The 22,416-nt window shown below is 66.4% G+C and carries 20 protein-coding genes, 1 tRNA gene and 1 pseudogene; 6 read left to right on the forward strand and 16 right to left on the reverse strand.

Annotated features, from left to right (window positions below; all coding sequences use genetic code 11):
• Window positions 1–137, forward strand: a pseudogene (locus LZD57_RS10290) (IS5/IS1182 family transposase); the annotation flags it as partial.
• On the opposite strand, the gene LZD57_RS10295 reads toward LZD57_RS10290, so the two are convergent.
• The 11 genes from LZD57_RS10295 to lptC form a co-directional block, all read right to left on the reverse strand.
• Window positions 100–1,836, reverse strand: coding sequence for a DUF6538 domain-containing protein (locus tag LZD57_RS10295; protein ID WP_233719537.1), 1,737 nt, complete (start codon window positions 1,834–1,836; stop codon window positions 100–102). The pseudogene LZD57_RS10290 and the gene LZD57_RS10295 sit on opposite strands and share 38 nt — an antisense overlap.
• 119 nt (window positions 1,837–1,955) lie before the next feature.
• Window positions 1,956–2,030, reverse strand: a tRNA-Gln gene (locus tag LZD57_RS10300).
• 201 nt (window positions 2,031–2,231) lie between these two features.
• Window positions 2,232–3,701, reverse strand: a complete 1,470-nt coding sequence (tagH, locus tag LZD57_RS10305) for a type VI secretion system-associated FHA domain protein TagH (RefSeq protein ID WP_233719538.1) — start codon at window positions 3,699–3,701, stop codon at window positions 2,232–2,234.
• Window positions 3,702–3,717: 16 nt separating this feature from the next.
• Window positions 3,718–4,374 carry a DUF6931 family protein gene (locus LZD57_RS10310; protein WP_233719539.1) on the reverse strand — a complete coding sequence of 219 codons (657 nt, stop codon included), beginning with the start codon at window positions 4,372–4,374 and terminating at the stop codon, window positions 3,718–3,720.
• Window positions 4,371–6,173: a type VI secretion system Vgr family protein gene (locus LZD57_RS10315; protein ID WP_233719540.1), complete on the reverse strand. Its 1,803-nt coding sequence runs from the start codon at window positions 6,171–6,173 to the stop codon at window positions 4,371–4,373. Before LZD57_RS10315 ends, LZD57_RS10310 begins: the two co-directional genes overlap by 4 nt.
• 320 nt (window positions 6,174–6,493) lie before the next feature.
• Window positions 6,494–6,958, reverse strand: a complete 465-nt coding sequence (gene ptsN, locus LZD57_RS10320) for a PTS IIA-like nitrogen regulatory protein PtsN (RefSeq protein ID WP_233719541.1) — start codon at window positions 6,956–6,958, stop codon at window positions 6,494–6,496.
• A gap of 59 nt (window positions 6,959–7,017) precedes the next feature.
• Window positions 7,018–7,587, reverse strand: a complete 570-nt coding sequence (gene hpf, locus LZD57_RS10325) for a ribosome hibernation-promoting factor, HPF/YfiA family (protein ID WP_233719542.1) — start codon at window positions 7,585–7,587, stop codon at window positions 7,018–7,020.
• A gap of 256 nt (window positions 7,588–7,843) precedes the next feature.
• A complete protein-coding gene (rpoN, locus tag LZD57_RS10330; protein ID WP_233719543.1) occupies window positions 7,844–9,289 on the reverse strand; it encodes an RNA polymerase factor sigma-54 in 1,446 nt (481 codons plus the stop codon).
• 191 nt (window positions 9,290–9,480) lie between these two features.
• On the reverse strand, window positions 9,481–10,254 hold the full coding sequence (gene lptB / locus LZD57_RS10335; protein WP_233719544.1) for an LPS export ABC transporter ATP-binding protein: 774 nt from the start codon (window positions 10,252–10,254) through the stop codon (window positions 9,481–9,483).
• A gap of 13 nt (window positions 10,255–10,267) precedes the next feature.
• On the reverse strand, window positions 10,268–10,894 hold the full coding sequence (locus LZD57_RS10340; protein WP_233719545.1) for an LptA/OstA family protein: 627 nt from the start codon (window positions 10,892–10,894) through the stop codon (window positions 10,268–10,270).
• Window positions 10,895–10,900: 6 nt separating this feature from the next.
• Complete coding sequence (gene lptC / locus LZD57_RS10345) at window positions 10,901–11,593, reverse strand: LPS export ABC transporter periplasmic protein LptC (RefSeq protein WP_233719546.1); 693 nt, start codon at window positions 11,591–11,593, stop codon at window positions 10,901–10,903.
• A gap of 327 nt (window positions 11,594–11,920) precedes the next feature.
• Between lptC and sppA the strand changes: the two genes are divergently transcribed.
• The 5 genes from sppA (at window position 11,921) to LZD57_RS10370 (ending at window position 16,601) form a co-directional block, all read left to right on the forward strand.
• On the forward strand, window positions 11,921–12,904 hold the full coding sequence (sppA, locus tag LZD57_RS10350; protein WP_233719547.1) for a signal peptide peptidase SppA: 984 nt from the start codon (window positions 11,921–11,923) through the stop codon (window positions 12,902–12,904).
• 99 nt (window positions 12,905–13,003) lie between these two features.
• Window positions 13,004–13,285, forward strand: a complete 282-nt coding sequence (locus LZD57_RS10355; RefSeq protein WP_233719548.1) for an integration host factor subunit beta — start codon at window positions 13,004–13,006, stop codon at window positions 13,283–13,285.
• A 127-nt stretch (window positions 13,286–13,412) separates the two neighbouring features.
• Window positions 13,413–13,790, forward strand: coding sequence for a LapA family protein (locus LZD57_RS10360; RefSeq protein ID WP_233719549.1), 378 nt, complete (start codon window positions 13,413–13,415; stop codon window positions 13,788–13,790).
• A 606-nt stretch (window positions 13,791–14,396) separates the two neighbouring features.
• On the forward strand, window positions 14,397–14,864 hold the full coding sequence (locus LZD57_RS10365) for an Hsp20 family protein (protein WP_233719550.1): 468 nt from the start codon (window positions 14,397–14,399) through the stop codon (window positions 14,862–14,864).
• Window positions 14,865–15,203: 339 nt separating this feature from the next.
• Window positions 15,204–16,601: a uracil-xanthine permease family protein gene (locus tag LZD57_RS10370; RefSeq protein ID WP_233719551.1), complete on the forward strand. Its 1,398-nt coding sequence runs from the start codon at window positions 15,204–15,206 to the stop codon at window positions 16,599–16,601.
• A gap of 39 nt (window positions 16,602–16,640) precedes the next feature.
• Here the strand turns inward: LZD57_RS10370 and LZD57_RS10375 are convergent, their stop codons facing one another.
• The 5 genes from LZD57_RS10375 to LZD57_RS10395 form a co-directional block, all read right to left on the reverse strand.
• Complete coding sequence (locus LZD57_RS10375) at window positions 16,641–17,414, reverse strand: HesA/MoeB/ThiF family protein (RefSeq protein WP_233719552.1); 774 nt, start codon at window positions 17,412–17,414, stop codon at window positions 16,641–16,643.
• A gap of 4 nt (window positions 17,415–17,418) precedes the next feature.
• Entirely contained in the window at window positions 17,419–18,543 is a 1,125-nt protein-coding gene (recF, locus tag LZD57_RS10380; RefSeq protein ID WP_233719749.1) for a DNA replication/repair protein RecF, read from the reverse strand.
• Window positions 18,544–18,593: 50 nt separating this feature from the next.
• Window positions 18,594–19,718, reverse strand: a complete 1,125-nt coding sequence (dnaN, locus tag LZD57_RS10385) for a DNA polymerase III subunit beta (protein ID WP_233719553.1) — start codon at window positions 19,716–19,718, stop codon at window positions 18,594–18,596.
• Between the two features lie 172 nt (window positions 19,719–19,890).
• Window positions 19,891–21,393 carry a chromosomal replication initiator protein DnaA gene (dnaA, locus tag LZD57_RS10390; RefSeq protein ID WP_420844790.1) on the reverse strand — a complete coding sequence of 501 codons (1,503 nt, stop codon included), beginning with the start codon at window positions 21,391–21,393 and terminating at the stop codon, window positions 19,891–19,893.
• 53 nt (window positions 21,394–21,446) lie between these two features.
• Entirely contained in the window at window positions 21,447–21,881 is a 435-nt protein-coding gene (locus LZD57_RS10395; protein WP_233719554.1) for a rhodanese-like domain-containing protein, read from the reverse strand.
• Window positions 21,882–22,416: the final 535 nt, after the last annotated feature.

Below are 22,416 nucleotides of genomic sequence, written 5' to 3' on the forward strand. Positions count from 1 at the left end.
CCTTCGCTTGGCTCGGCCGATGCCGACGTCTCGCCAAGGATTGGGAGAAATCCACCGAAAGCGCGACCGCTTGGGCCTTCATCGCCAACATCCGCCTCCTCACCCGACGCATCGCAAGGTATTGGATCTACACCTGAACTTTTGAATCGGGCACTTAAAAGAGGGTCGCAACTCGTCGTAGAGGCGATCTCCCAGAAGGCTTTGGCTCGTCGGGGAGTAGAGATCCGGGAACAGCCGCCGATACCCAAGCGCCTTGATCGCTTCGACGTAGTCGAGGAAGTTCAGCCGGATCAGCTCGGGATGAAGTGCAAGATTGCGCACCGACTGATGGTTCTTGAGACGGCGAAACTCGTTGAAGCAGAGATGGATATACGGGTGTTCGCCGTTGTCGACGACGATGTCGTCGACGGATAGTCCGCAATATTCTTCGCGACGCATGCCTTGGTAGTTCGCAAGGAGCGGACCGAAGAATGCGGCGCGGTGGAAGACCTGTGGGCCTTCGTGGTGCATTGCATTCCAGTCTTTGCAACCCCTGAAGACAGGCTGGCGGAAGAACGTTTCGATCTGGGTACGGGAGGGGACCGGACGATCATCCCGCCCTCTTTTGGCCTTTCGGGCGCGGAACTCGGTGAGGTCGAGATCCGCATTGATCGAGATGCCCGCGGACTTCGCCCGGCGAAGCAGCTGACCGAGGAACGTCAGATGCCGATTGCGCGTCCCGCCGGAGAGGCCTCGCTCCGCTTCCGGCTTTGCCGCACTTTCTCGCCGAAGCTCGGCGATCGAGCGCTCCCGATCCTTCGGGCTCTTCCCGTATGACTTGTGTAATGTCCGCAAGAACTCTTCGAACGCGTCGAGATGGGACTGCTTGAGTTCGGAAAGGCCCAAGATTGCCGCCTCTTCACGAAGGAAGCGATCGAAGAGGTCGAAAATCATCCGCGCCTGACGGGCTGTCTTTTCATCCCAGACGCCATCCGCCAGCTTCTTGCCGGCCAGCTTTTCCGCGACGATTTCGATCGTGTCTGTCCGAGACGCCGATGCGTGGGAGGGCTGCTCCGATCTGGAAGGTTCGGTTTGAACGTCATCGGCGCGGCTGGCCGCCGCCTCTGCAGGATTGGAAGTGGTATCGGCATTTGGCGGGGCGCTCGCGTGCATGGCCTCGGTGGACGACGAGCTCGTCGATCCAAGGAGCGTGTCGAAATCGAGGGGATCATCATTGTATCGCTCACTGGCTTTGAGAAGCGCCTCGCCGAGCGCCCGCAGATAGATGGGCTGTGCCATTGCGGTCGTACCGGCAGACACCTCCGCGCCGGTGGCGCGGATGGCATCGGCGAGCCGCGCCATCGATGGCTTCGCCTCTCCGGAGGCCTTCATCCGCTCCAGGGTCGGTTCGATCTTGTCGACGATGTCCTCTGGGAGCCCGGCCTTGCGGAAGCCCTCCCTGTCGTCTTCGTCGACCGTCGCTGCGAGCCCTTTGCGCGAGAACAACCGATAGGCCCAGCCAGCTGCGGTCTCCTCGGCTTCCTCCGCCTTCGGATCGAAATCGGCTTCCGACCGCGAGAAGTCGGCGAGAAGCGAAAGTTTCCGGCGATGCTGCTCGAACGTCTCCCGAAAGAGACTTTCTAGTTGTTCGCGACTGATTGTCGGCGGTTCGCTCATCACGACGTCGGCGGCTCGGGCGTTGAGGCATGCGCCGAGATAGCGGGCTTCCTTCGCCTCTCGGGTTTTCAAGCTGAACTTAACATGCGTCACGCCGATTCGCTCAGCGAGTCCGTCCGGCAGGCGCTTGCGCCAGTAATAGACGGCGCCGCGTCGGGCGATGCCCGTATGAAGACCCATTCGACACGTCCCGAGTTCGGGTTGTGCCGCAGTTCTGTGTCCCACCCTTGTGTACCACTTTCGGGGTATGACCCCGTGGAAGGGCAGAAACTCGAGCAATTTCCGTGCGTTGGATCACTTGGCTGGGGCGGCAGGATTCGAACCTGCGAATGGCGGCACCAAAAGCCGCTGCCTTACCGCTTGGCGACGCCCCAATGGCCCCCAAAGGCCGTGGGCCGGTCTCATACCGGCTTGCGCCGCGCCATGCAATGCGTCACGTGAGACTGGGATGGTGCCGGGGCGACGAATTGCGACGTCGACGCGCGGCGTCGATGGCGTGGCGGCCGGTCTTCGGGAAGATCACGCGCAAACGGGAAGACGGAGCGGGATGACGAGCGCGGCTCGTCGTCGCTGCGCTAGCGACGCCGCGCCCGGCCGGCCTCGTCATAGATCTCGCGGAAATACTGCAGGAACACGTCCAGCATGCCGTGTTCGAAGGGTTCCGTCTTGGCATCCCAGCGGTTGACGAAGACATCCCAGGCCTGGGCCTTCCGGGAGTACGGCACGACCGACGTCGGCACCCTCGCCATGACGGATTCGGGGGAAAGATCGTCGATCAGCCGCTTCAGGGCCTTCTGCATGGCCGCGAAGGTGATCAGTTCGTGTTCGGACAGATCGCGGAAGGCTTCCTCGAAGCTTTCCCGCGCCGAAAGGTAGCCGCGCTCCCCGCCGCCGAACATCCTGGCGAGCGCGGCCTCGGCCGTCGGCGAGAATTTCAGCGGGTTGTTGCCGATCGCCTCGATCGTCGTGCGGTCGGCGCTGCGGGTGAGGGTCTTCGCCTTCGCCCGCATCTTCAGGAGATCGCCGACCCCTCCCGCGACCACGGCGAGGAGCACGCCGATCTGGCGGGCGGCGTCTTCCGGCGGGCGATCGGCGAAGGCGCCGGCGTCGAGGCCCGCCGCCACGGCGATCGCCGAAAGGAGGCTTTCGGCTTCGGCTCCCGCGTGCGAGGGGGCGGGCTGCGGGGCGCCCGGCGCTTCGGGAACGGCGGACGGCCCCGCCGGCATTTCCTGCCAGGCGATGGGGCGCGGATCGGGCGGCGTCGCCGCGCGGCGTCGCCGGGCCTCCGGCTGCGGCCATGAAGCCCCCGCCGAAGCCGGTGGAGCTGCCGGCGCCGGTTGGTTGATCTCGAAGGGATCGTCCTTGCTCTGGTCGGGTCGATCGAGGCCCTCGTCGTCCCGGGGCCACGCTCCGGCAGCGGCGTCGATCTCGCCGCGCGCGGCCGGCCCGTCGGCAGCGTCCGACCGGTCGGGGGACCAGCCGCCGCCGGGTCCGGGCGATGCCGCGGCCGGTCCCGGCAGGTCGAAGCCGAAGACCTCGTCCTCGAAAGCCGGCGGATTCGGCTGGCGGGGCGGTTGCAGATCGACCGGCGGTGCCACCGGGCCGTCGATCGCCCAGGGGTTCGAGGCTGGTCCGAACTCGCCTGCGGCCGCCTGCGAGGGCGCCGCGCCGCGCCGCGGGACGGCGGGGAGGGGCTGGGGCGACGGCGCATCGTCCCAGCCACCGGCGGCGGCCGTGATCCTGACGGCGAGGACGTAGCGGCCGATCTCGATGCGGTCGCCGGTCTCCAGACGCTTGGGACGGGCGAGGCGGCCGTCCGAGCCGTTGACGAAGGTGCCGTTGGTCGAATGGTCGACGAGCAGGAAGCCGCCGCCGTCGAAGCGCACCTCGCAGTGGCGGCTGGAGATCAAGCGTTCGGGATCGGGCAGCACGAAGTCGCGCGGCGGCTCGCGGCCGATCTCGAAGGACCGGTCCGTGGCCGAGAACCGTATCGGACCGCCATCGTCCAGCCTGTCGAGATTTTCGATGACGAGGTCGATGCGCATGATCTCTCTGGTCCTCTCAGCGCCGCGGCCGAAAATCTTCGCCGGCGACGATCGCCGCCGCGATGCGCCGCGCGAGGGCGACGAAGTCCTGAAGCTCCGCGGCGCGCCCGGCGATCTCGCCCCGGGCGAGGAGACCGAGAATGCCGGCATTGATCGCCCGCGGCGTGGCGAAGGCCGGGGCCGGCACGGCCGGCAGATCCGGCGCCGAAATGCTGCCCGAACTCCAGCCGAGGCCGAGGGCGATCCAGACGGCCGGGCTGCGCGGCCGCGACGCCTCGGCGATGGCGAGGATCTCCCGCCGCAGTTCCTCGCTTTCCGGACCGTCCGAAGGTGCGGCGAGCCACGCCGCGATCAGATCCATCAGGAAGGCGTCCGCCGGCCCGCTCGCTGCCGGCTTCGCGGCGAGGCAGCGATGTCCCCAGGCGACGGCTGCCGCCGGCGGCAGCAGATAGGCGCAGAAGGTCACGGCCTCCTCGGGTGTGGCGGAGGCGACGAGCCGGGCGAGAAACTGCGGGCAGGTCTCCCCGCCCGGCCGGGCCCGCATGTCGTCGGCGATCTCCGGAATGGCCGCGAAGACCTCCGAGGCGAGCCCGGCGAGCCCGGCGGGGCGGGGCTCCGGCGGCCCGTCGCCGCCCCGGGCGGTGGGAAGGCTGGCGTCGAGGGGCTCGCTCATGTGTTGATCTTCACGAGGCCGCCCTTGATGTCCATCGTGACGCCGGCCCGATGCGCGGCATTGAGGCCGGCGTCGGTGGTCAACTCCTGCCCGGCCTTGATCTCCACGTTCGGCGACCGGATGGTGATCGACTGGCCGTCCATGACGATGGAACTCGCCCCGACCCTCAGGGTGATGCGCCGGCCGGCGGTGACGGTGAGGTCGCGACCGACGTCGTGCGTGTCGTCACGGGAGATGCCGCTCTTGCGGTCGTTCAGCACCCGGCGACGTTCGTCGTTCAGGACCTTCGCCTCGAGATCGTGCTGGGCGTGCAGCCGGACGAGTTCGTCGCCCTTGGTGTCGTCGATGGCGAACTCGTTGTAGCCGCCGCCGCCGACCGTCGAGCGGGATTTCCAGCCGGCGACGGTCTTGTCGTCGTCGAGCGGGTAGGGCGGCTCGTTCTCGCCGTTGTAGACGCAGCCGGTGACCACCGGTCGGTCGGGATCGCCGTCGAGGAACTCGACGATCACCTCCATGCCCACCCGGGGGATGAAGATGGCGCCGAAGCCCTTGCCGGCCCAGACCTGGGTGACCCGGCAGCGCATCGACTGATCGCCCTTGCGATCCCAGTGGAACCTGACGAGGATGCGGCCGTGCTCGTCGCAGTCGATCTCGCCGTCGCCGACCACCTTCGCCGTCTGCGGCCCGGGAGCCTTTGGCCGGGCGGTCACGCAGAGCGGCAGGAAGGGGAGGTCGGCGGGCAGGACGGTGTAGGCGCCCTCGTAGGAATCCGCGTCGCCCGAGGCGCCGCTGACGTAATCCTCGGCCCGGTAGTGGTGGCTGGCCGACAGCGTCAGATATTCGCGGTTGAGCGCGCCGGTCGGGTGGTTGGCGAGGGTGACGAGATGGCCGGGCGAGAGGCTCATGCAATCGCCCTCCATGGTCATCTGCCGGTCGAGCGCGCGCGTCGCCTCGATCCCGGCGCGCGCCAGGTCCTCGCCGGTGCCGCGTTCGCTGTAGCGGCCGGGGAAGCGATAGATCTCGAGGTCGCCATGGGAAAAATCCGTGTCGCCGCGGCGCTCGGATTTCAGGTCGGCGCCGGGCTTCTTGAAGTCGTAGTCGTTGAGCGTGGTGCGGCCGTGGGTGAAGCGACGGCCGGCGACGATGCGCGAGAGATGTTCCTCGGGGCGCCGGTACTGGCGATCGAGAGGATAATAGTTCCGGATGGCGCCCGGCACCGGATCGTAGCCGGAAATGCCGTCCGCCATAACCAGCGTGTGGTCGCCGCGGCCGTGCTTGAAGTAGTAGGCGATGCCGTGTGCTTCCATCAGCCGGCGGCAGAAGGCGAGATCGCTTTCCTCGAACTGCACCGTGTATTCGAGGGTCGGATAGGAGCGGGTCAGGCGCTTTTCGAAGCGGGCGAGGCCCCCATGGGCGGAAAACACCTTCGAGACGATGTCGGGCGCCGTCATCTCGTGGAAGATCAGCCGGTCGACGCGGTGGCCGAGGAGTTCGAACCAGGGCCTCAGGGTCAGCCGGTAGCGGTAGGCCCCTTCTTCCGCGCCGAGCCATTCGGCCTCCGTGAGGATGCCGTCGAAGAAGCGGACGCCGTCGCGGATCGTGTTGAGCCGAACGGTCGCGTGTTCGCCGATCGCCGCGGAAAAATCGAGATCGGCCTGCTTCGACAGGGCGTCGACCCGCAGCTCGAAATTCTCGCTGATCGCCTCCGTTGCGGTGAGCCTGTGGAGGACCAGAACGTCGGTGCCGAACGGCGTCGTCAGCTCGCCGATCCGTGTGCGTTGCAGAAGCGGTCCGCTCATCGAAGCCGTTTCATCCCTTCCATCCCGGGGATCGCCGGAAGCCACTGCCGTCCGTCCCGCGGCGATCGTCCGGCGGGAGGCCGTCCTGCGGCAGTCCCGAACGGGCTCAGCCTAGCAAAGAAGGCGGCGGATCAACAACCTTTATGTGCATGACGAAAATGCCGCTCGCAGAGCGAGCAAAATGCCGCGCCAGCGGCGTGGCGCCCCGGATTGGCGAGAGGAGGATGAGGCCGTCGCCGGGAGACGTTGCAGATCGATTCCCGGTCAGCAGCCTTCGCGGCCGGTCTCGCACCGACGCGGGCAGCGCAAGGAGCGCTCGATCAGGCGGCGTTCTGGGCCATGGCGCTGGTCATCAAGGCGTAGATGGTATTGCCGTCTCGGGTCGCCCGGATCTCGTCGACGATCTCGCGGTTGCGGAGCAGCCGGGCGACCTTCGAAAGAGCCTTGAGGTGATCTGCACCCGAGCCCTGGGGTGCGAGAAGCAGGAAGACGATGTCGACCTGCTGATCGTCGAGCGCGTCGAAGTCGACGGGCCGCGACAGACGGGCGAACAGGCCGACGATCCGGTCGAGGTCGGCGAGCTTGCCGTGCGGGATTGCGATGCCGTTGCCGACACCGGTCGAGCCGAGCTTCTCCCGGCCCAGGATGGTCTCGAAAATCTCGCGCTCGGAAATGCCGGTGATTTCGGCAGCCTTGCCGGCCAACTCCTGCAGTACCTGCTTTTTCGAGTTGGCCCGCAAGTCGGGCATGATCGCGCCGGGGTCAATCAGCGTATTGACATCCATCGAAGATCAGCCTTCTCGCTTCAGGCACTTCACCCTAAAGGGCGGAGCTTATCGCGCCGTTACGATTCCCGCGAATAGTTCGACGGATCGACCCAGCCGTAATTGCCGTCGGCGCGGCGGAAGACGATGTTGAGATCGCCCGAATTGGCATTCCTGAACAAGACGAAAGGGCTGTCCTGCCGATCGAGTTCCATCACGGCGCCGGCAACCGAGAGGGTGCCGACCTTGAGGGTGGTCTCGGCGATGATCGCCGGGGCGTAGTCGGCCGGAACTTCCTCCGCCTCTTCGGGGATCGCCGCCATCACCTGATAGGCCATTTCGCGGTGGCTGTTGTTCTGATGGTCCTTCAGCCGCCGCTTGTAGCGGCGCAGCCGCTTCTCGATCCGCTCGGCGGCGTCGGAAAAGCTCGCCTCTGGATCATGGGCCTCGCCGGCTGCCTGGAACACCACGCCGGTATCGAGATGGATCGTGCAGTCCGTGGCGAAGCGGCTGCCTTCCTTCGAGACGACGACGGTGCCGGAGAAGTTGCCGTCGAAATATTTGTCGACCGCTTCGCCGAGACGCTCTTCGATGCGCTGGCGAAAGGCTTCGCCGACATCCATGTGCTTTCCCGATACGCGCAAGGCCATTCCATCTCTCCTGTGCTTCGCCGTCGAGCCGTCGACGTTTCGGCCGACCGGTAGGCAACGCTTCCGAAGGCGGCACGGAGGCGCCGGAGCGATTGCTCGGCGACAGGCCGAGCCGCACCCGGAAGTGCGGCCTTCTAGAAACGTCGCTCGGACCTGTCAACGCGGCGGGCTCCGATCCAGCTAGATATGGCTGGGACCGTCACAATGGAAGCCGAAGCCGGAATGCATTGCGAGAATGGGAGCGGCAGGGCCGGGCTCAGGAGGCGAGCCTGCGGGCGTTCATTTCCCGTCGCCGCTGGATCGACGAGGCGATGCCGAGGGCCTCGCGGTATTTCGCCACCGTCCGCCGGGCCAGATCGATGCCTTCCTTCTTCAGGACGGCGGCAATGTCGTCGTCGGACATCACCTCGTCGACGCGTTCGGAATCGATGAGGATCTTGATGCGGTGCTTGACGCTTTCGGCCGAATGGGCGTCCCCGCCATTGGCCGAGGCGATGGCGACGGTGAAGAAGAACCGCATCTCGAAGGTGCCGCGAGGCGTTGCGATGTATTTCTGCGCGGTGACGCGACTGACGGTCGATTCATGCATGCCGATGGCTTCGGCGACGGACATCAGCGTCATCGGCTTGAGACCGCCGACGCCGTGGGCGAGGAACCCGTCCTGGCGACGGACGATTTCGGTCGCGACCTTCAAAATGGTCTTGGCGCGTTGATCGAGCGCCCGCACGAGCCAGTTGGCCGACTGCTGGCACTCCGAGAGGAAGCTCGCATCCTCGCCCTTCAGTGCGCCGTCGCGCACGGCGGCAAGGTAGCTGTTGTCGACGATCACGCGCGGCAGGGCGTCGGAATTGAGTTCCACCAGCCAGCCGCCATCGGCCGCTTCCGCGACGAAGACGTCCGGCACGATCGCCTCGGTTCCGTCGTGGTCGAAAGCATGCCCGGGTTTCGGATCGAGGGCCCTGATCTCCGCCAGGATGTCCATCAGCTCGGCTTCGTCCTCGCCGGTGAGGCGCCGCAGGGTGGAAAAGTCCCGGCGGGCGAGCAGGTCGAGATTCTGCAGCACCGCCGCGATGACGGGATCGTAGCGGTTCTTACGCCTGAGCTGGATGGCGAGGCATTCGGCTAGATCGCGGGCGAAGAGACCGGCCGGGGAGACCTCGTTCTGCAGCTTCGCGATCGCCGCTTCGACGGCCTCGGGGCGCTCGCCGAGGCTTGCCGCGACCTCCGCGTCGGTGATCCGCAGATAGCCGCTTTCGTCGAGATGCTCGACCAGGACGGCCCCGATCCGCTGCGAGGTGCGGTCGAGGAGAATGTCGGCGACTTCCTTCGACGCATGCTGGTGCAGCGAGATGCGGCGGTCGGCGAGATCCTCGATGCTGAAGTCGCCGTCGCCGGACCGGCCCCGCTCTGAGCCGGACCGCGGCGCGGCGGTCTGACGGTTCGCCGCTTCACCACCGGTCGAGGCGGGGCCCGGGTCGGCCGAGGCTGCCGGGGGGGATGCCGCCGGCGCGGCGACGCTCCGCGACGACTCGCCATCCGGGCTGGCGCCTGGGGCGAGCAGCGGATTGCACTCCATCTGGGTGTCGACGAAAGCCTGCAGTTCCGTGGTGCTGTATTGCAAGAGACGGATCGACTGGAGCAGCTGGGGCGTCATCACCAGCGACTGCGACTGCCGGATCTGCAACTTTGCGGAAAGTGCCATTTACGCCGATCGAACTCGCTTTGAACCGGGCGTGATGCGGCGTCGTGCCATGGTCACGCGGCGACGTGCAAAGGTTCGGGGAAAGGCGCCTCGTCCCCTCCCGAGCCCCAACGTCGCCATCAAAGCGGTTGAGGTCATGGCTTGTCAATCGGCGATGTCGCCATCCGCCGCGGGAATGACGCAAGGTTAATTCAGAAGCTGAATTGCTCGCCGAGATAGAGCCTGCGGACGTCGCGATTGTCGACGATCGCCTGGGGGGTGCCGTGCGTCAGCACGGAGCCCGCATGCATGATGTAGGCGCGGTCGATCAGGCCGAGCGTCTCCCGGACGTTGTGATCGGTGATGAGGACGCCGATGCCACGCGCCGTCAGGTGCCGCACGAGGCCCTGGATGTCTGCGACGGCGATCGGATCGACGCCGGCGAAAGGCTCGTCGAGCAGCATGAAGGTCGGTTTGGAGGCGAGCGCCCGGGCGATCTCGCAGCGGCGTCTCTCGCCGCCGGAGAGCGACGTCGAGGGCTGCTTGCGCAGGTGGGAGATGTGGAATTCCTCGAGCAGCTCGTCGAGTTCGGCTTCCCGCCGCTTCCTGTCGGGCTGCGCCACCTCGAGCACGGCCCGGACGTTGTCCTCCACCGAAAGGCCACGGAAGATCGAGGCCTCCTGCGGCAGGTAGCCGATGCCCAGGCGAGCGCGCCGGTACATGGGCACCTTGGTGATGTCGTGGCCGTCGAGCCCGATCCGCCCGGTGTCGACCGGGATCAGGCCGGTGATCATGTAGAAGCAGGTGGTCTTGCCGGCGCCGTTCGGACCGAGAAGGCCGACGGCTTCGCCGCGGCGCACCACGAGCCCGACGTCGTCCACCACCCGCCGGCCGCGATAGGTCTTGGTCAGACCTGCGGCGACCAGCGTTCCGTCGAATCTGCCGGCGCTCGAGGCATCGCCCTCGGGCTGCGAACGAACGTTCAAGCCTTCGACCTCTCTAGCGCGACTGGGAGGAGCCGCTCTGACCCGGCGTCAGCATCAGACGGACGCGACCGCTACCCGAGGCGTTGCCGCATTGCGAGCTTTCCAGTTTGGCGACACCCGTGTCCATGCGGATCGTCAGACGGCACCCCTCGGCGACGTTTTCGCCCTGGGTGAGGACGACGTTGCCGGTCAGGGTGACGAGATTCTGCGCCATGTCGAAGGACGCCTGGTTGGCCGTGGCGACCTGGTTGGCGGACTTCACATAGACGTTGTTGGTCGCCTCCAGCCGATCGATCTGGCTGGAGCCGCCCGGCAGCGAGCCCGGCTCCGACTGCGCGGCGGCGTCTCCGCCTGCCTTGTTCGCCTTGCTGCCGTTCCTCTTGTAATAGACGATCAACTTGCCGGAACTGAGCTGCACCTCGCCCTGCTTGACCGAGACGTTGCCCGCGAAGGTCGCGACACTGTTCCGGTCGTCGATGTCCAGCTGGTTGGACTCGATCGCGATGGGCTGGTCGCCGCGGAGCTGCAGGCCGGTGAAGGTCTGTCTGGCGCCGCCCTCGCTCTGGGCTGCCGCGGGGCCGCTCAATGCCATCACCATGGCGACCGCAATGGCCTTTGCGTACGAATTCTGCGAGCTCATGCTCTGTCACTCTTTCGGCTGGAAAGCGGAAGCCTCGCTCTTCAGCGAGGCCGGGTTGATCAGCATTTTCACGCGGCCTCCGAAGGACAGGAATTGCCCCCCGTCGGACACCTTCAAACTCTGCGCCTCGATCGTCTGCGTCCCGGATTTGATCAGCACCGGTCCTTTTCCGTCCATCGTGCCCGACGACAGATCGATGTCGGCGCCGGCCAGTCGCACCGAGGTGCCGCTGGTCGTCTCGACCGAAATCCCCTGGCTCAGCTGCAGCGTTCCGACCGTGGCGTCGTAGTAGCCGGAGTCCGAGCGGATGTCAGCCGTGACGTCGTCGCCGACCGGGACCTTGGCCTGAATGGCGTCGAGGGTGATGCCGCCACCGTCGAGCGACTGGACCGCCCGTGTCGCGATGAGCTGGTAGGGCCTGTTCTTGCTGTCGACGCCGGACATGCGCGGATCCTGCATGACGACGCTGCCGTCGTCGATCGCGGCGCTCGTCACCGAAACGTCGTCGGTCACGCTGCGTGCCAGCCAGATGAGCGCGATACCGCCGAGAAGGATCAGCGCCGCGACGACGGGAAGGCCGATCTTCAGCATCCGCACCAGACGCGAATGCCGGGCGGCGCGCGAAAACTCGGCCTGCCGGCTCGCCGAGAATTCGGCCCGGCCCGCGTCGCCCCGGCGCGGCGGGTCGAGATCAACCATCTGTAATGTCAAGGAAACCTCTCATCGGAACCGGCTCCTCGATCGGAGTTCGAGCCGTCTTGCGAGCTGTTCTAAACCTCAAGGCGGCGCTCTTTAGCATCAATCAACGCGATTTGCGACAGTCAATAGCACGGAAGCGACATATCAACACGGCGACGGTCCGCACCGCCACTACCGGTTCTCGGTGTCCTGATGAAGGCGGTTCGAGAGAACCTCCCCCCGGATCCGCCTCACCGCCAACGCCGATCTCACATTCGAACTTCACAGGTGCCGCGCTTTTCGCTAGCCACCTGTCTGGTGAGACGTGGTGATGGAACGGAGAGCGGAATGGTCAATCTGGCCGGCGAGTTGATCGATCGTCGCCGACTTCGGCGCAGGCTGAGCTTCTGGCGCATCACGGCCGTTGCGATCGCCGTCCTGGCGCTGATCGCCGTGCCTTTCCTCGTCGGGCTTCCGAGCGCTTTCGACAGCCGGCTGTCCGACCAGATCGCCCGGGTCTCGATCGAGGGCATGATCCTCGAGGATCGCAAGCTCCTGGAGCTGCTCGACGAGCTGAAGGACGACGACGGGGTCAAGGCGGTCGTCATGCGCATCGATTCCCCGGGAGGCACGACGGCCGGCGGAGAATCGATCTATCAGGCCGTCCGTGCGGTCGCCGAGAAGAAGCCGGTCGCCGCCCAGGTCGGCACGCTGGCCGCTTCGGCGGGCTACATGATCGCGGCCGGCACCGATCACATCGTCGCCCGGCGCACCTCGATCGTCGGGTCGATCGGCGTGATCTTCCAGTACGTGAATGCCGAAAGGCTCCTCGATACCGTGGGCGTCGAGGTCAACGCGATCAAATCCGCCCCGCTCAAGGCCGAACCCTCGCCCTTCGGTCCGCCGCCGCCCGGCGCCGAGGACATGATCCGGCGTCTGGTGATGGATACATACGACTGGTTCGTCGGGCTGGTCGCAGAGCGTCGCGGCATCGCGCCCGGGGAAGCACGACGGCTGGCCGACGGCTCGATCTTCACCGGCCAGCAGGGGCTCGGTCTCAAGCTCGTCGACGAGATCGGCGGCGAGGAGGCGGTCCGACGCTGGCTGGAGACGGACAGGAAGATTCCGAAGGGGCTGGAATTCGTCGACCGCAAGCCGGAGGACGATTCTTCCTTCTCCCTGCTCGGCTCTGCCCGCTCGCTCGCCTACGGGATCGTCGGATTGGATCGGCGGGCCGGAAATCTCCCCGCGGCGCTGATGATGGAGGCAGGGCAGCTTGACGGGCTCGTATCGCTCTGGCAGCCTTTGAGTAGCGGTGCAAGTGTTCAGTGAAGCCTCGGAAATCTTTATCAGTTTTGCCGACCTGCCGCAGCGGTGGGAGACAAGCACATCGTCTGCCGGCTGCGGCGCTTTGCATGAGGGATATAGAGAATGATCAAGTCCGAGCTCGTCCAGGCCATCGCCAACCGCAATCCGCATCTGTACCAGCGGGACGTCGAGACGATCGTCAACGCCATCTTCGACGAAATCACCGAGGCTCTGTGCGATTCGAACCGCGTCGAACTGCGAGGCTTCGGTGCCTTTTCGGTGAAGAACCGGCCACCGCGTTCGGGCCGCAATCCGCGCACCGGCGAGGCCGTCTCCGTCGAGGAGAAGTGGGTGCCGTTCTTCAAGGCCGGCAAGGAATTGCGGGAACGGCTGAACCGCAAGTGACGCCGCCGGCGCATCGGCAGGCGCGGACGACGACGAGAATGCGCTCGGCGCGTTGACGCGGGCCGTCCGTCTGCCATCTTATGCCTCCTGCGTCGCCGCGCCCCCCGACCAGACTGGACGAAGAGACATGATCGCCAAAATCGCCGCCGCCATCGTTCTCCTGCCGATCACCGTCGTGCTCGTGGTGTTCATGGTCGTCAATCGAGGCGACGTCACGGTCAGCCTCGATCCGTTCGGCAGCATTCCGCAGCTCAGCTTCGCCGTATCGCTTTCGCTTCTTTTGATGGGCGCGGTGGTGGTCGGTCTCGTTCTCGGCGGCATCGGAACGTTCCTGACCCAGAACCACCATCGCCGGGCCGCCTACAAGCGCAAGCACGAGATCGAGCGGTTGCATCGCGAGTCCGGCCAGAAGGACGAGCGCATCCGTATGCTGGAGGAGGACCGGGTGGCTGCAGCCAGCGGAGCGTCCTCGCGCGCCCTCGTGCCGGCGGCGCGCGCGGCCTGAGGCGGAACGAGGGGAGGGGCCCACGAGCCCGAGCCGCTCCCGTCGCGGTCGATTCGCCGCCGAGAAGCCGAATACCGAGGCGTCACGGCATGACGTTACGCGATCACTGAGGCCGCGGATCGGGCACCGGCCGGATGCGGACGGGCTGCCGTCTTATCGCAAAGAAGAAAAGAGACCGGGAGCCCCGTCTTCAAGACTCCCGGTCGAGCGGTCACAGTGGAAGGGACGGGACACTGCGACCGTTTCTTTCCGCCGATGAAACATCGAAGACGGTCGGCGGCGAAGCGGCAGATCGTCGGGCTTTCCGAACGACTTGCCTCTCCATGACCCGAAAGATCGCACGAGCCCCCTGAACGGGGCCGGAAGCCGCCGTTCATCTGTCGTTCAGGGTGCCGGCCGGCTCGTCCGATCCTGCGGGCACCGGTGCGGATCCGCTCGCGGCATCACCAAAAATTTTCGCCGGCTTCGAATTTCCTCTTGAACGGCGAAAGAGGCGCAACCAACTCATCGATGCAGTCGCTGAAAAGGGCTGCAGGACCGAAGCAACGCCAGACGGGTTGCTCGATCGGTCATGGACGAAACTTGTTGCTTCCCATGGAGAACATCATGCGTCACGTTGATTTTGCCCCCCTTTATCGTTCCACCGTCGGCTTCGACCGCCTCGTCTCGATGCTCGACGGGCTGTCCCAGCCGGACAACGGCCAGACCTATCCGCCCTACAACATCGAGCGCACCGGCGAGAACGCCTACCGCATCACCATGGCGGTGGCGGGCTTCGACGAGACCGAGCTGTCGATCGAGTCGCGTGAGAACACGCTGACCGTGAAGGGCGAGAAGGCCGAGAAGGAAGACGGATCGAGCGAGACCCTCTATCGCGGCATCGCCGGTCGCGCCTTCGAGCGCCGTTTCCAGCTCGCCGAGCATGTCGAGGTCAAGGGCGCCAGCCTGAAGAACGGCCTCCTGCACATCGATCTCGTCCGGATCATTCCGGAAGCGATGAAGCCCCGCAAGATCGAGATCGCCTCGGGCGCCGGCAACGCCAACGAGAAGCAGATCGAGGCCGCCGCGGCCTGAACCCACAGCGCCGGGACCGGACCCCGCGCGCCGGGCGCACGGGGCACCGAACGACCATACCACGCCCTCGGCCAGCGGCCGGGGGCGTTTCGTTTCGTCCTCGAGCGCCGTGCGTCCAATCGGACGCACAAAGGGCGCTCCAAGCCATCGAACCTACGCATCGTGCTTTCCGAAAATCGATTCCGATTTTCGGGCCGACGCGGTAGCCGCTCTCTTCCCTGAGGGCCGGCTCTCCACCCGCCCCCGACTGGTACGCTTCCTGCTTGGCATGTCCCATGACGCGCGAGATGCCGTCGGAAGCGGTCGCGGCGTCACCGGAGTGACCAGAGGAGAGACGGAATGGGCGAAAAGACGGCAGCGCCGCTCGGCACCCTCATCTACAAGCTCGACGACGTGCCACCGCCCGGGCCTGCGACCCTGGCCGCGGTCCAGCACATCCTCGCGGCGATCGTCGGCATCGTCACGCCGACCCTGATCATCGGCGGTGTCCTCGGGCTCGGCTCCGAGGTTCCCTATCTCATCGCCATGTCGCTGTTCGTGTCGGGCGTGGCGACCTTCATCCAGTGCCGCCGGATCGGCCCGGTCGGCTCGGGCCTCCTCAGCCTGCAGGGAACGAGCTTCGCCTTTCTCGGCGCGGTCCTCGCGGCGGGCTTCGCCGTCAAGGGACGGGGCGGGACGCCCGAAGACATCCTGGCGATGATCTTCGGTCTCTGCCTCGTCGGCTGCCTGGTCGAGATCGTGCTCTCCCAGTTCATCGGCAGGCTCGGACGGATCATCACGCCGACGGTGACCGGCGTCGTCATCACCGTGATCGGCCTGTCGCTGGTCAAGGTCGGCTTCACCGACTTTGCCGGCGGCGCGACGGCCGGCGAGAATCTCGGCGATCCGGTCAATCTCGCCCTCGGCTTCCTGGTCGTCGCGGTGATCCTGGTGCTGAGCTTCCATTCCAATCCGATGATCCGCATCTCGGCGATCATGCTCGGCCTCATTGCGGGCTTCGTCGTCGCGCTCGTCCTCGGCAAGGTGGACGCCTCGTCCATCGGCACCGGGCCCGTCGTGGCGCTGCCGATGCCGCTGCGCTACGGCCTCGACTTCGATCTGGGGCTGTTCCTGCCGATCGCCTTCATCTACCTCATCACCGCCATCGAGACGACCGGAGACCTCACCGCCAATTCGGTGATCGCCGGCGAGCCCGTGAAGGGCGATCTCTATCTCTCCCGCATCAAGGGCGGCGTGCTCGCCGACGGCGTCAATTCCGGGCTTGCGGCGCTGTTCAACACCTTCCCCAACACGACCTTCTCCCAGAACAACGGCGTCATCCAGATGACCGGCGTCGCCAGCCGCCATGTCGGCCTCTACATCGCCGGCATCCTGGTGGTGATGGGCTTCCTGCCGATCATCGGCAGCGCTTTCCTGCTGATCCCGAAGCCGGTGCTCGGCGGGGCGACGCTGGTGCTCTTCGGCACGATCGCCGTCGCCGGCATCCGCATCCTGGCGAGCGAGGAGATCGACCGGCGCAAGGCCTACATCATGGCCGTGTCCTTCGGTCTCGGCCTCGGCGTGACGCTGGTGCCCGACGCCACCCAGCAGCTGCCGGACTTCATCCGGCAGGTCTTCGCGACGCCGATCACCCTGTCGGGCCTCTCGGCGATCATCCTGTCGCTGGCGATTCCCGACCACGCCGCCGATGCGCCAGCGGCACCCGCCGCCGCAGGGAATGCCGTCGCCGCCGAATAGCCGGCGTCCGTCGGCGCAGTGTCTCGTCGCCCCTGGATGTCAGGCGGTCCTCGGCCGCTTGTAGCGGATGGTCTCGAAGCGCATCGCAAGGAGGTCGACCATCAACAGCTTGCCGATCAGCGGCTCGCCGATGCCGCAGATCAGCTTGACCGCCTCGTTGGCCGCGAGCGTGCCGAGGACGCCGGTGGTGGTGCCGAGGATGCCCGCCTCGGCACAGCTCGGCACGACGCCGGGGGGAGGGGCCTCGGGAAAGAGATCGCGGTAGCGGGGGTTCAGGCGCCCTTCGGCGTCGACGAGATGCGGGGCGAGGACGGTGAGCGATCCGGAAAAGCGCTGCACCGCCGCCGTCACCAGCGGGATCGCCGCCGCCTCGCAGAGATCGGCCATCAGATAACGGGTGGAGAAGTTGTCCGACCCGTCGACGACCAGATCGTAGTCCGCGACGATCGCCGGGCCGTTCTCGGCATCGATCCGGAGGAAATGGGACGCGAAATCGACGTGCGGGTTGAGGGCTGCGACACGCTCGCCGGCGCTGTCGAGCTTTGGCCGGCCGATGTCGGCGGTGGCGTGGACGACCTGCCGCTGCAGGTTCGACAGCGACACTTCGTCGTCGTCGGCCATGCCGATCCGCCCGACGCCGGCCGCCGCGAGATAGAGCGCCACCGGCGAGCCGAGACCGCCGGCCCCGACGACGAGAACCCGCGCCGCCTTGAGCTTCTGCTGACCGGAACCGCCGACCTCCGGCAGCACGATGTGGCGGGCATAGCGCGCGATTTCGTCCCGCTCGAGCGCCGCTCCAATCGTCTGGCTCATCGCTTCATTCTCCGCTCGTCCGGCCGATCGGGATCATGTTCGCCCGCCCCGTGAGCGCTTCGAACAGCGCTTCGTCGGTCCCGGTCATGAAGGCCTGCACCCCGAGCGAGGCGACGAGATCGAACAGCGCCTGTCGCCGGCCGGGATCGAGATGCGCAGCCACCTCGTCGAGGAGGAGGATTGGCCGGAAACCCGAAACCTGCGCGACGAGTTGGGCATGAGCGAGGACGAGGCCGATCAGGAGCGCCTTCTGTTCGCCGGTCGAGGCGAGGGCGGCGGGCATGTCCTTGGCGGCGAAATACACCGAAAGATCGGCACGGTGCGGGCCCTCTCTGGTCCGCCCTGCTGCGCGGTCGCCGGACCGCGAGCGCTGGAGCCCACGCCGTACCGCCTCCTCGGCGTCGACGGCGGGCAGGGACAGGTCCAGGTCCTCGAAGCCGGACTGGAGCGAGAGCCGCGCGGCCGGAAACGGGCTCGCATCCGCCGCCGCGGCGATCTTCGTCGCCAGCATGTCGGTGAGCTCGGCGCGGGCGATCGCCATGGCGATGCCGAGTTCGGCCATCTGCGCCTCGAGGCCGGAGAGCCAGGCGTCGTCCATGCGGTCCTCGGACAGCAGGCGGTTGCGCGAGCGCATCGCCCGCTCGTAGTCGCTGGCGCGGCGGCCATGGGCCGGATCGATGGCGAGCACCATGCGATCGAGAAACCGCCGGCGGTCGGCGGCGGGGCCGGTGAAGAGGCCATCCATCGGTGGCGTCAGCCAGAGGACGCGGCAGATCTCCAGCAGCTCGTCGGCCGTCTTCGTGGCGGTCTCGTCGATCCTGAGGGCGCGGCTCGCGGGCCCGTCCGCCGGCGGATGCAGCCGCGACTCGACCATCACCGCGCCGTCCCCCGAGATCACTGCCGCTCGGGCGAGGAACCCGCCGCTGCCGCCCTTGCGCGCCATCTCGCCATAGGTCGCACGGCGGATGCCGCGGCCGGGCGAGAGCAGCGACAGGGCTTCGAGCAGATTGGTCTTGCCGGCGCCGTTGTCGCCGAAGAACACGACGAAGCCGCTGTCGAAGGAAAGATCGAGCGTGGAATAGTTGCGGAAGTCGCCGAGCCGCAGCCGCTCCACCCGCGTCGAGGGCAGCGGCGCGGACGAGGGCGGAGTGTCGCTCAAGGCCGGCTCCGCCGTCTTCCTCACACCCGCATCGGCATCAGGACGTAGAGCGTCGTCTCGTCGCCGCCGTCCCGGATGAGAGTCGGCGAGCCGGGATCGGCCAGCATGAAGACGGCGCTTTCGCCGGAGAGCTGACTGGTTATGTCGAGGAGATAGCGGGCGTTGAAGCCGATCTCGATGTCGTCGGAGCCGTATTCGACGGCGAGTTCTTCCGTCGCGGTGCCGCTGTCGGGCGAATTCACCGTCAGCATCAGCTGATCGGGCGAGAGCGACAGCTTCACCGCGCGGCCGCGTTCCGAGGAGATGGTCGAGACCCGATCGACGGCGGCCGAGAAGGTCTGCCGGTCGAGAGTGAGCGCCTTGTCGTTGTTCTGCGGGATGACCCGCTGATAATCCGGGAAGGTGCCGTCGATCAGCTTGGAGGTCATCACCACGGCGCCGATGGTGAAACGGATCTTCGAATCGGAAAGCTCGATCGCCACCATGTCGTCTTCGCCGCATTCGCCGAGCAGCTTCTGCACCTCGCCGACGGTCTTGCGCGGCACGATGATGCCCGGCATGCCCTCGGAGCCCGACGGCGCCTTGACCTCGGCCCGGGCGAGCCGGTGACCGTCGGTGGCGACGGCCCGGAGCGACAGGTCGTCGTCGGCGTCGACCGTGTGGAGATAGATGCCGTTGAGATAGTAGCGGGTCTCCTCGGTGGAGATCGCGAACTGGGTCCGCTCGATCAGTCGCAGGAGATCCGACGCCTTGAGGGAGAAGCTGTGGCTGAGGCCGCCGGCGGTGATGTCCGGAAAATCCGACTCCGGCAGGCATTGCAGGCGGAAGTTCGACCGGCCGGAGGAGATCGTCATCTGCGTCCCCTCGCCATTGGTGGCCAGCTTGACCTCCGAGCCCTCGGACAGCTTGCGGACGATGTCGTAGAGAAGATGGGCCGGAACGGTGGTCGCGCCCGTCTCCTCGCCGATCGCCGGAACGGTTTCGGTGATTTCGATGTCGAGATCCGTCGCCTTCAGCCGCATTCCGTCGTCCTCGGTGCGCACCAGGACGTTGGACAGGATCGGAATCGTGTTGCGCCGCTCGACCACGCGGTGGACGTGCGACAGCGACTTCAGAAGGTTCGAACGCTCGATGATGATACGCATGGGGTCTGCCGTTCCATAGGGTCCCGGGACCCGGACAAGAGCCCTCCGGGACCAATGTTCTTAGAGGCTCGCCGGCGGCTTGAAAAGGGTGCAGCGGCGGGACGACGCGCCAAAAGCGCGCCGCACCGCCGTCTTGTCGGCCGTAATGGTGGCGGGTACGCCGGCGAGCCGGCTATTCCTCGATCATCCTGCGGATCAGGTCGAGTTCGTTGGAGAAGGTCTCGTCCTTGGAGCGCTCGCCCTCGATCTTGCGCACGGCGTGGAGCACCGTCGTGTGATCGCGGCCGCCGAAGCGCCGGCCGATCTCCGGCAGGGAGCGTGGCGTCATCGTCTTGGCGAGATACATGGCGATCTGGCGGGGCCGGACGATGGTCTTGGTGCGGCGCGCGGACAGAAGGTCCGTGCGCGTCACGTTGTAGTGCCGCGAGACAAACTTGAGGATGTCCTCGATCCTGACTTTCCGCTCGACATTCGCCCGGGTCAGCTGGTTGAGCAGGTCTTCCAGATGCTCGGCCGAGAGCGGCTGGCCGAGCGAGTGGCGGAAGGCGATCTGGTTGAAGGCGCCCTCGAGGTCGCGGCCGGAGCCGATCACCCGTCTGGCGATCGTATCGATCATGTGGTCCGGCATGGCGAAGGTCGGATCCTCGGCGCGCATGGCCGCCGCGCGGCTTTCGAGGATCGCCTTGCGCATCGGATAATCGGGGACGCCGATGTCCAGCGTGATGCCGTTGGCGAGCCGCGAGCGCACCCGGGGATCGAGAGACTCGAGGTCCGCCGCCGGACGGTCGGCGGCGCAGATCACCTGCTTGGCCGAATCGATCAGCGCATTCAGAAGATGACAGAATTCCTGCTGGATCGACTTGCCCTGCAGGAACTGGGTGTCGTCGATGATCAGGATGTCGATGCCGCGCAGGGTCTCCTTCAGATCGAGAGCCCGATTGTCGCGGATCGCCGTGGCGAAGCGCCACATGAAATATTCGGCGGTCAGATAGACCACCCGCGGCCGGTCCGGCCGGCGAACCGCCGCGTTGGCGATCGCCTGGAGGAGGTGGGTCTTGCCGAGGCCGACAGCCGCATGAACGAAGAGCGGATTGAAGCGCACCGAACCCGGCCCGTTCTCGGCCACGGATTTCGCCGCCGCCAGCGCGACCCGGTTCGAGGCCCCCTCGACGAAGCTGTCGAAGACGTAACGAGGATCGAGCGGCGAGCCGAAGTCGGCCGAACCGGACACGGTGAACGGCGCCTCGACGGCCTCCGGTTCTTCGGCCTCCGGTCGCTGGGCGAGCCGGGCGTCGGCCGCGGCCAGCGGGGCCGCCTGCTCGGTCCGCCCGCCGATGCGGCTCGAGCGGATGGTGACCCCGCCGCCCCGGACGGCGGAGCGCACGGCGACGTCGACGCGCAGCGTGCCGGGCACCTCGTCGGCAAAGATCTCGGTCAAGAGCTCCTGATAGTGCGACTGGATCCAGCTGCGCAGGAAGGCAGTCGGCACGGAGACCTGGCAGACACCCTTGCCGAGAGTGTCGAGTTTCATGCGCTGGAACCAGCTCATGTAGATGTCCTGGCCGAGCTGGGCCTTGAGACGCATCTTGACGCGCTCGATCACCTCCGCCCGGTCTGAGTCAACCTCCGTCATCATTGCCCCGTGCTTGCCGCTCTTCGTTTGCTGCGCGTTCATGGCGCCGTCGACCTTCGTTCGCGCCGGGCCCGTTGCCGCCGGGCGGGCGTGAATCATCTCTGTAGCCACGGAAGCCCCTCCGCTTTCCAGCCGGCCATGGTACCGCGGTGACCATCCTGGTCCGGAGCGCCCTCGAAGCCGTCGAGAATGTTGATGCAGTGCCGGAAGCCGGCCGCCGTGAGGGCGCGAGCGGCCGCGACGGAGCGAACCCCCGAGCGGCAGAGGAGATAGATCCGTCCGTCCGACTTGCCCGGGCCCCCGCCGAGCGCTGCCTCGACCCGCTCGACGAAATCGGGATCGACCGCCATCGAGGGATAGGACTGCCATTCGACCAGGACCGCCGATTTGGCGAGCGGCGAAAGATCCGGAATCCCGACATAGGTCCATTCCGCCGCCGTCCTGACGTCGACGAGGATCGCGGCCGGATCGCCCGCCAAGTCCGACCAGCATTGCCGGACGCTCACGTCGCCTTCGTAGCCTTGCGCCATCACACCTTCCCACCGGTCAGTAAAACAACAGTATCCAGCCGGCTGCCCTTGGGGCGGGCCGTCCACCGTCACTAATTTCGTGATAGAATCTGAGAGTCTAAGAGGCTGACGTTGTGATCAATGTCCGCGAACCCATCACAGCACTGCTTGAAGTTCTGGATAAGTTCGCTTGTCCCCGCACTACGTCTGTCCCCGCTCTTGTCATGGCGAGAATTTACGAGACCCGAGCGGCCGGGGCAAGCCGACTCGACGCGATTCCGAGTCGCCGAGGGTGCCCTTGTTGCGACTCCGACATCGCTCTGACGGAGGGTCCTTGCCGGAACCCCTTATGCCCGGGCGGTTTGGCTGGTTCTGTCCCGTAGGCGATGGGAGCGAAAGAATAAATTTCGCCGGATTCGTGGCGGCCTACTTGACTCAAAGGCTTGGCAGAAATTGGTTAGCCGGCAATCATAACCCGATCGACGACCTCTTCCAAGGCATTGATTTAAATAGATTTCTTCTAACACGATCTTGTGGCTGGGCTGCCTCGTGAGGA

The organism is Jiella avicenniae (assembly GCF_021390325.1).
In the GTDB taxonomy this organism is placed as follows: Bacteria; Pseudomonadota; Alphaproteobacteria; order Rhizobiales; family Rhizobiaceae; genus Jiella; species Jiella avicenniae.

Bases quoted from the DNA above. Each gene is read 5' to 3' on its own strand.
- rpoN (WP_233719543.1), bottom strand. From the start codon at position 9,289: ATGGCACTTTCCGCAAAGTTGCAGATCCGGCAGTCGCAGTCGCTGGTG.
- LZD57_RS10295 (WP_233719537.1), bottom strand. From the start codon at position 1,836: ATGGGTCTTCATACGGGCATCGCCCGACGCGGCGCCGTCTATTACTGG.
- LZD57_RS10375 (WP_233719552.1), bottom strand. From the start codon at position 17,414: ATGAGCCAGACGATTGGAGCGGCGCTCGAGCGGGACGAAATCGCGCGC.
- LZD57_RS10355 (WP_233719548.1), top strand. From the start codon at position 13,004: ATGATCAAGTCCGAGCTCGTCCAGGCCATCGCCAACCGCAATCCGCAT.
- LZD57_RS10370 (WP_233719551.1), top strand. From the start codon at position 15,204: ATGGGCGAAAAGACGGCAGCGCCGCTCGGCACCCTCATCTACAAGCTC.
- ptsN (WP_233719541.1), bottom strand. From the start codon at position 6,958: ATGGATGTCAATACGCTGATTGACCCCGGCGCGATCATGCCCGACTTG.
- LZD57_RS10315 (WP_233719540.1), bottom strand. From the start codon at position 6,173: ATGAGCGGACCGCTTCTGCAACGCACACGGATCGGCGAGCTGACGACG.
- LZD57_RS10365 (WP_233719550.1), top strand. From the start codon at position 14,397: ATGCGTCACGTTGATTTTGCCCCCCTTTATCGTTCCACCGTCGGCTTC.
- LZD57_RS10395 (WP_233719554.1), bottom strand. From the start codon at position 21,881: ATGGCGCAAGGCTACGAAGGCGACGTGAGCGTCCGGCAATGCTGGTCG.
- sppA (WP_233719547.1), top strand. From the start codon at position 11,921: ATGGTCAATCTGGCCGGCGAGTTGATCGATCGTCGCCGACTTCGGCGC.
- hpf (WP_233719542.1), bottom strand. From the start codon at position 7,587: ATGGCCTTGCGCGTATCGGGAAAGCACATGGATGTCGGCGAAGCCTTT.
- lptC (WP_233719546.1), bottom strand. From the start codon at position 11,593: ATGGTTGATCTCGACCCGCCGCGCCGGGGCGACGCGGGCCGGGCCGAA.
- LZD57_RS10340 (WP_233719545.1), bottom strand. From the start codon at position 10,894: ATGAGCTCGCAGAATTCGTACGCAAAGGCCATTGCGGTCGCCATGGTG.
- dnaA (WP_420844790.1), bottom strand. From the start codon at position 21,393: ATGAACGCGCAGCAAACGAAGAGCGGCAAGCACGGGGCAATGATGACG.
- LZD57_RS10310 (WP_233719539.1), bottom strand. From the start codon at position 4,374: ATGAGCGAGCCCCTCGACGCCAGCCTTCCCACCGCCCGGGGCGGCGAC.
- dnaN (WP_233719553.1), bottom strand. From the start codon at position 19,718: ATGCGTATCATCATCGAGCGTTCGAACCTTCTGAAGTCGCTGTCGCAC.
- LZD57_RS10360 (WP_233719549.1), top strand. From the start codon at position 13,413: ATGATCGCCAAAATCGCCGCCGCCATCGTTCTCCTGCCGATCACCGTC.
- tagH (WP_233719538.1), bottom strand. From the start codon at position 3,701: ATGCGCATCGACCTCGTCATCGAAAATCTCGACAGGCTGGACGATGGC.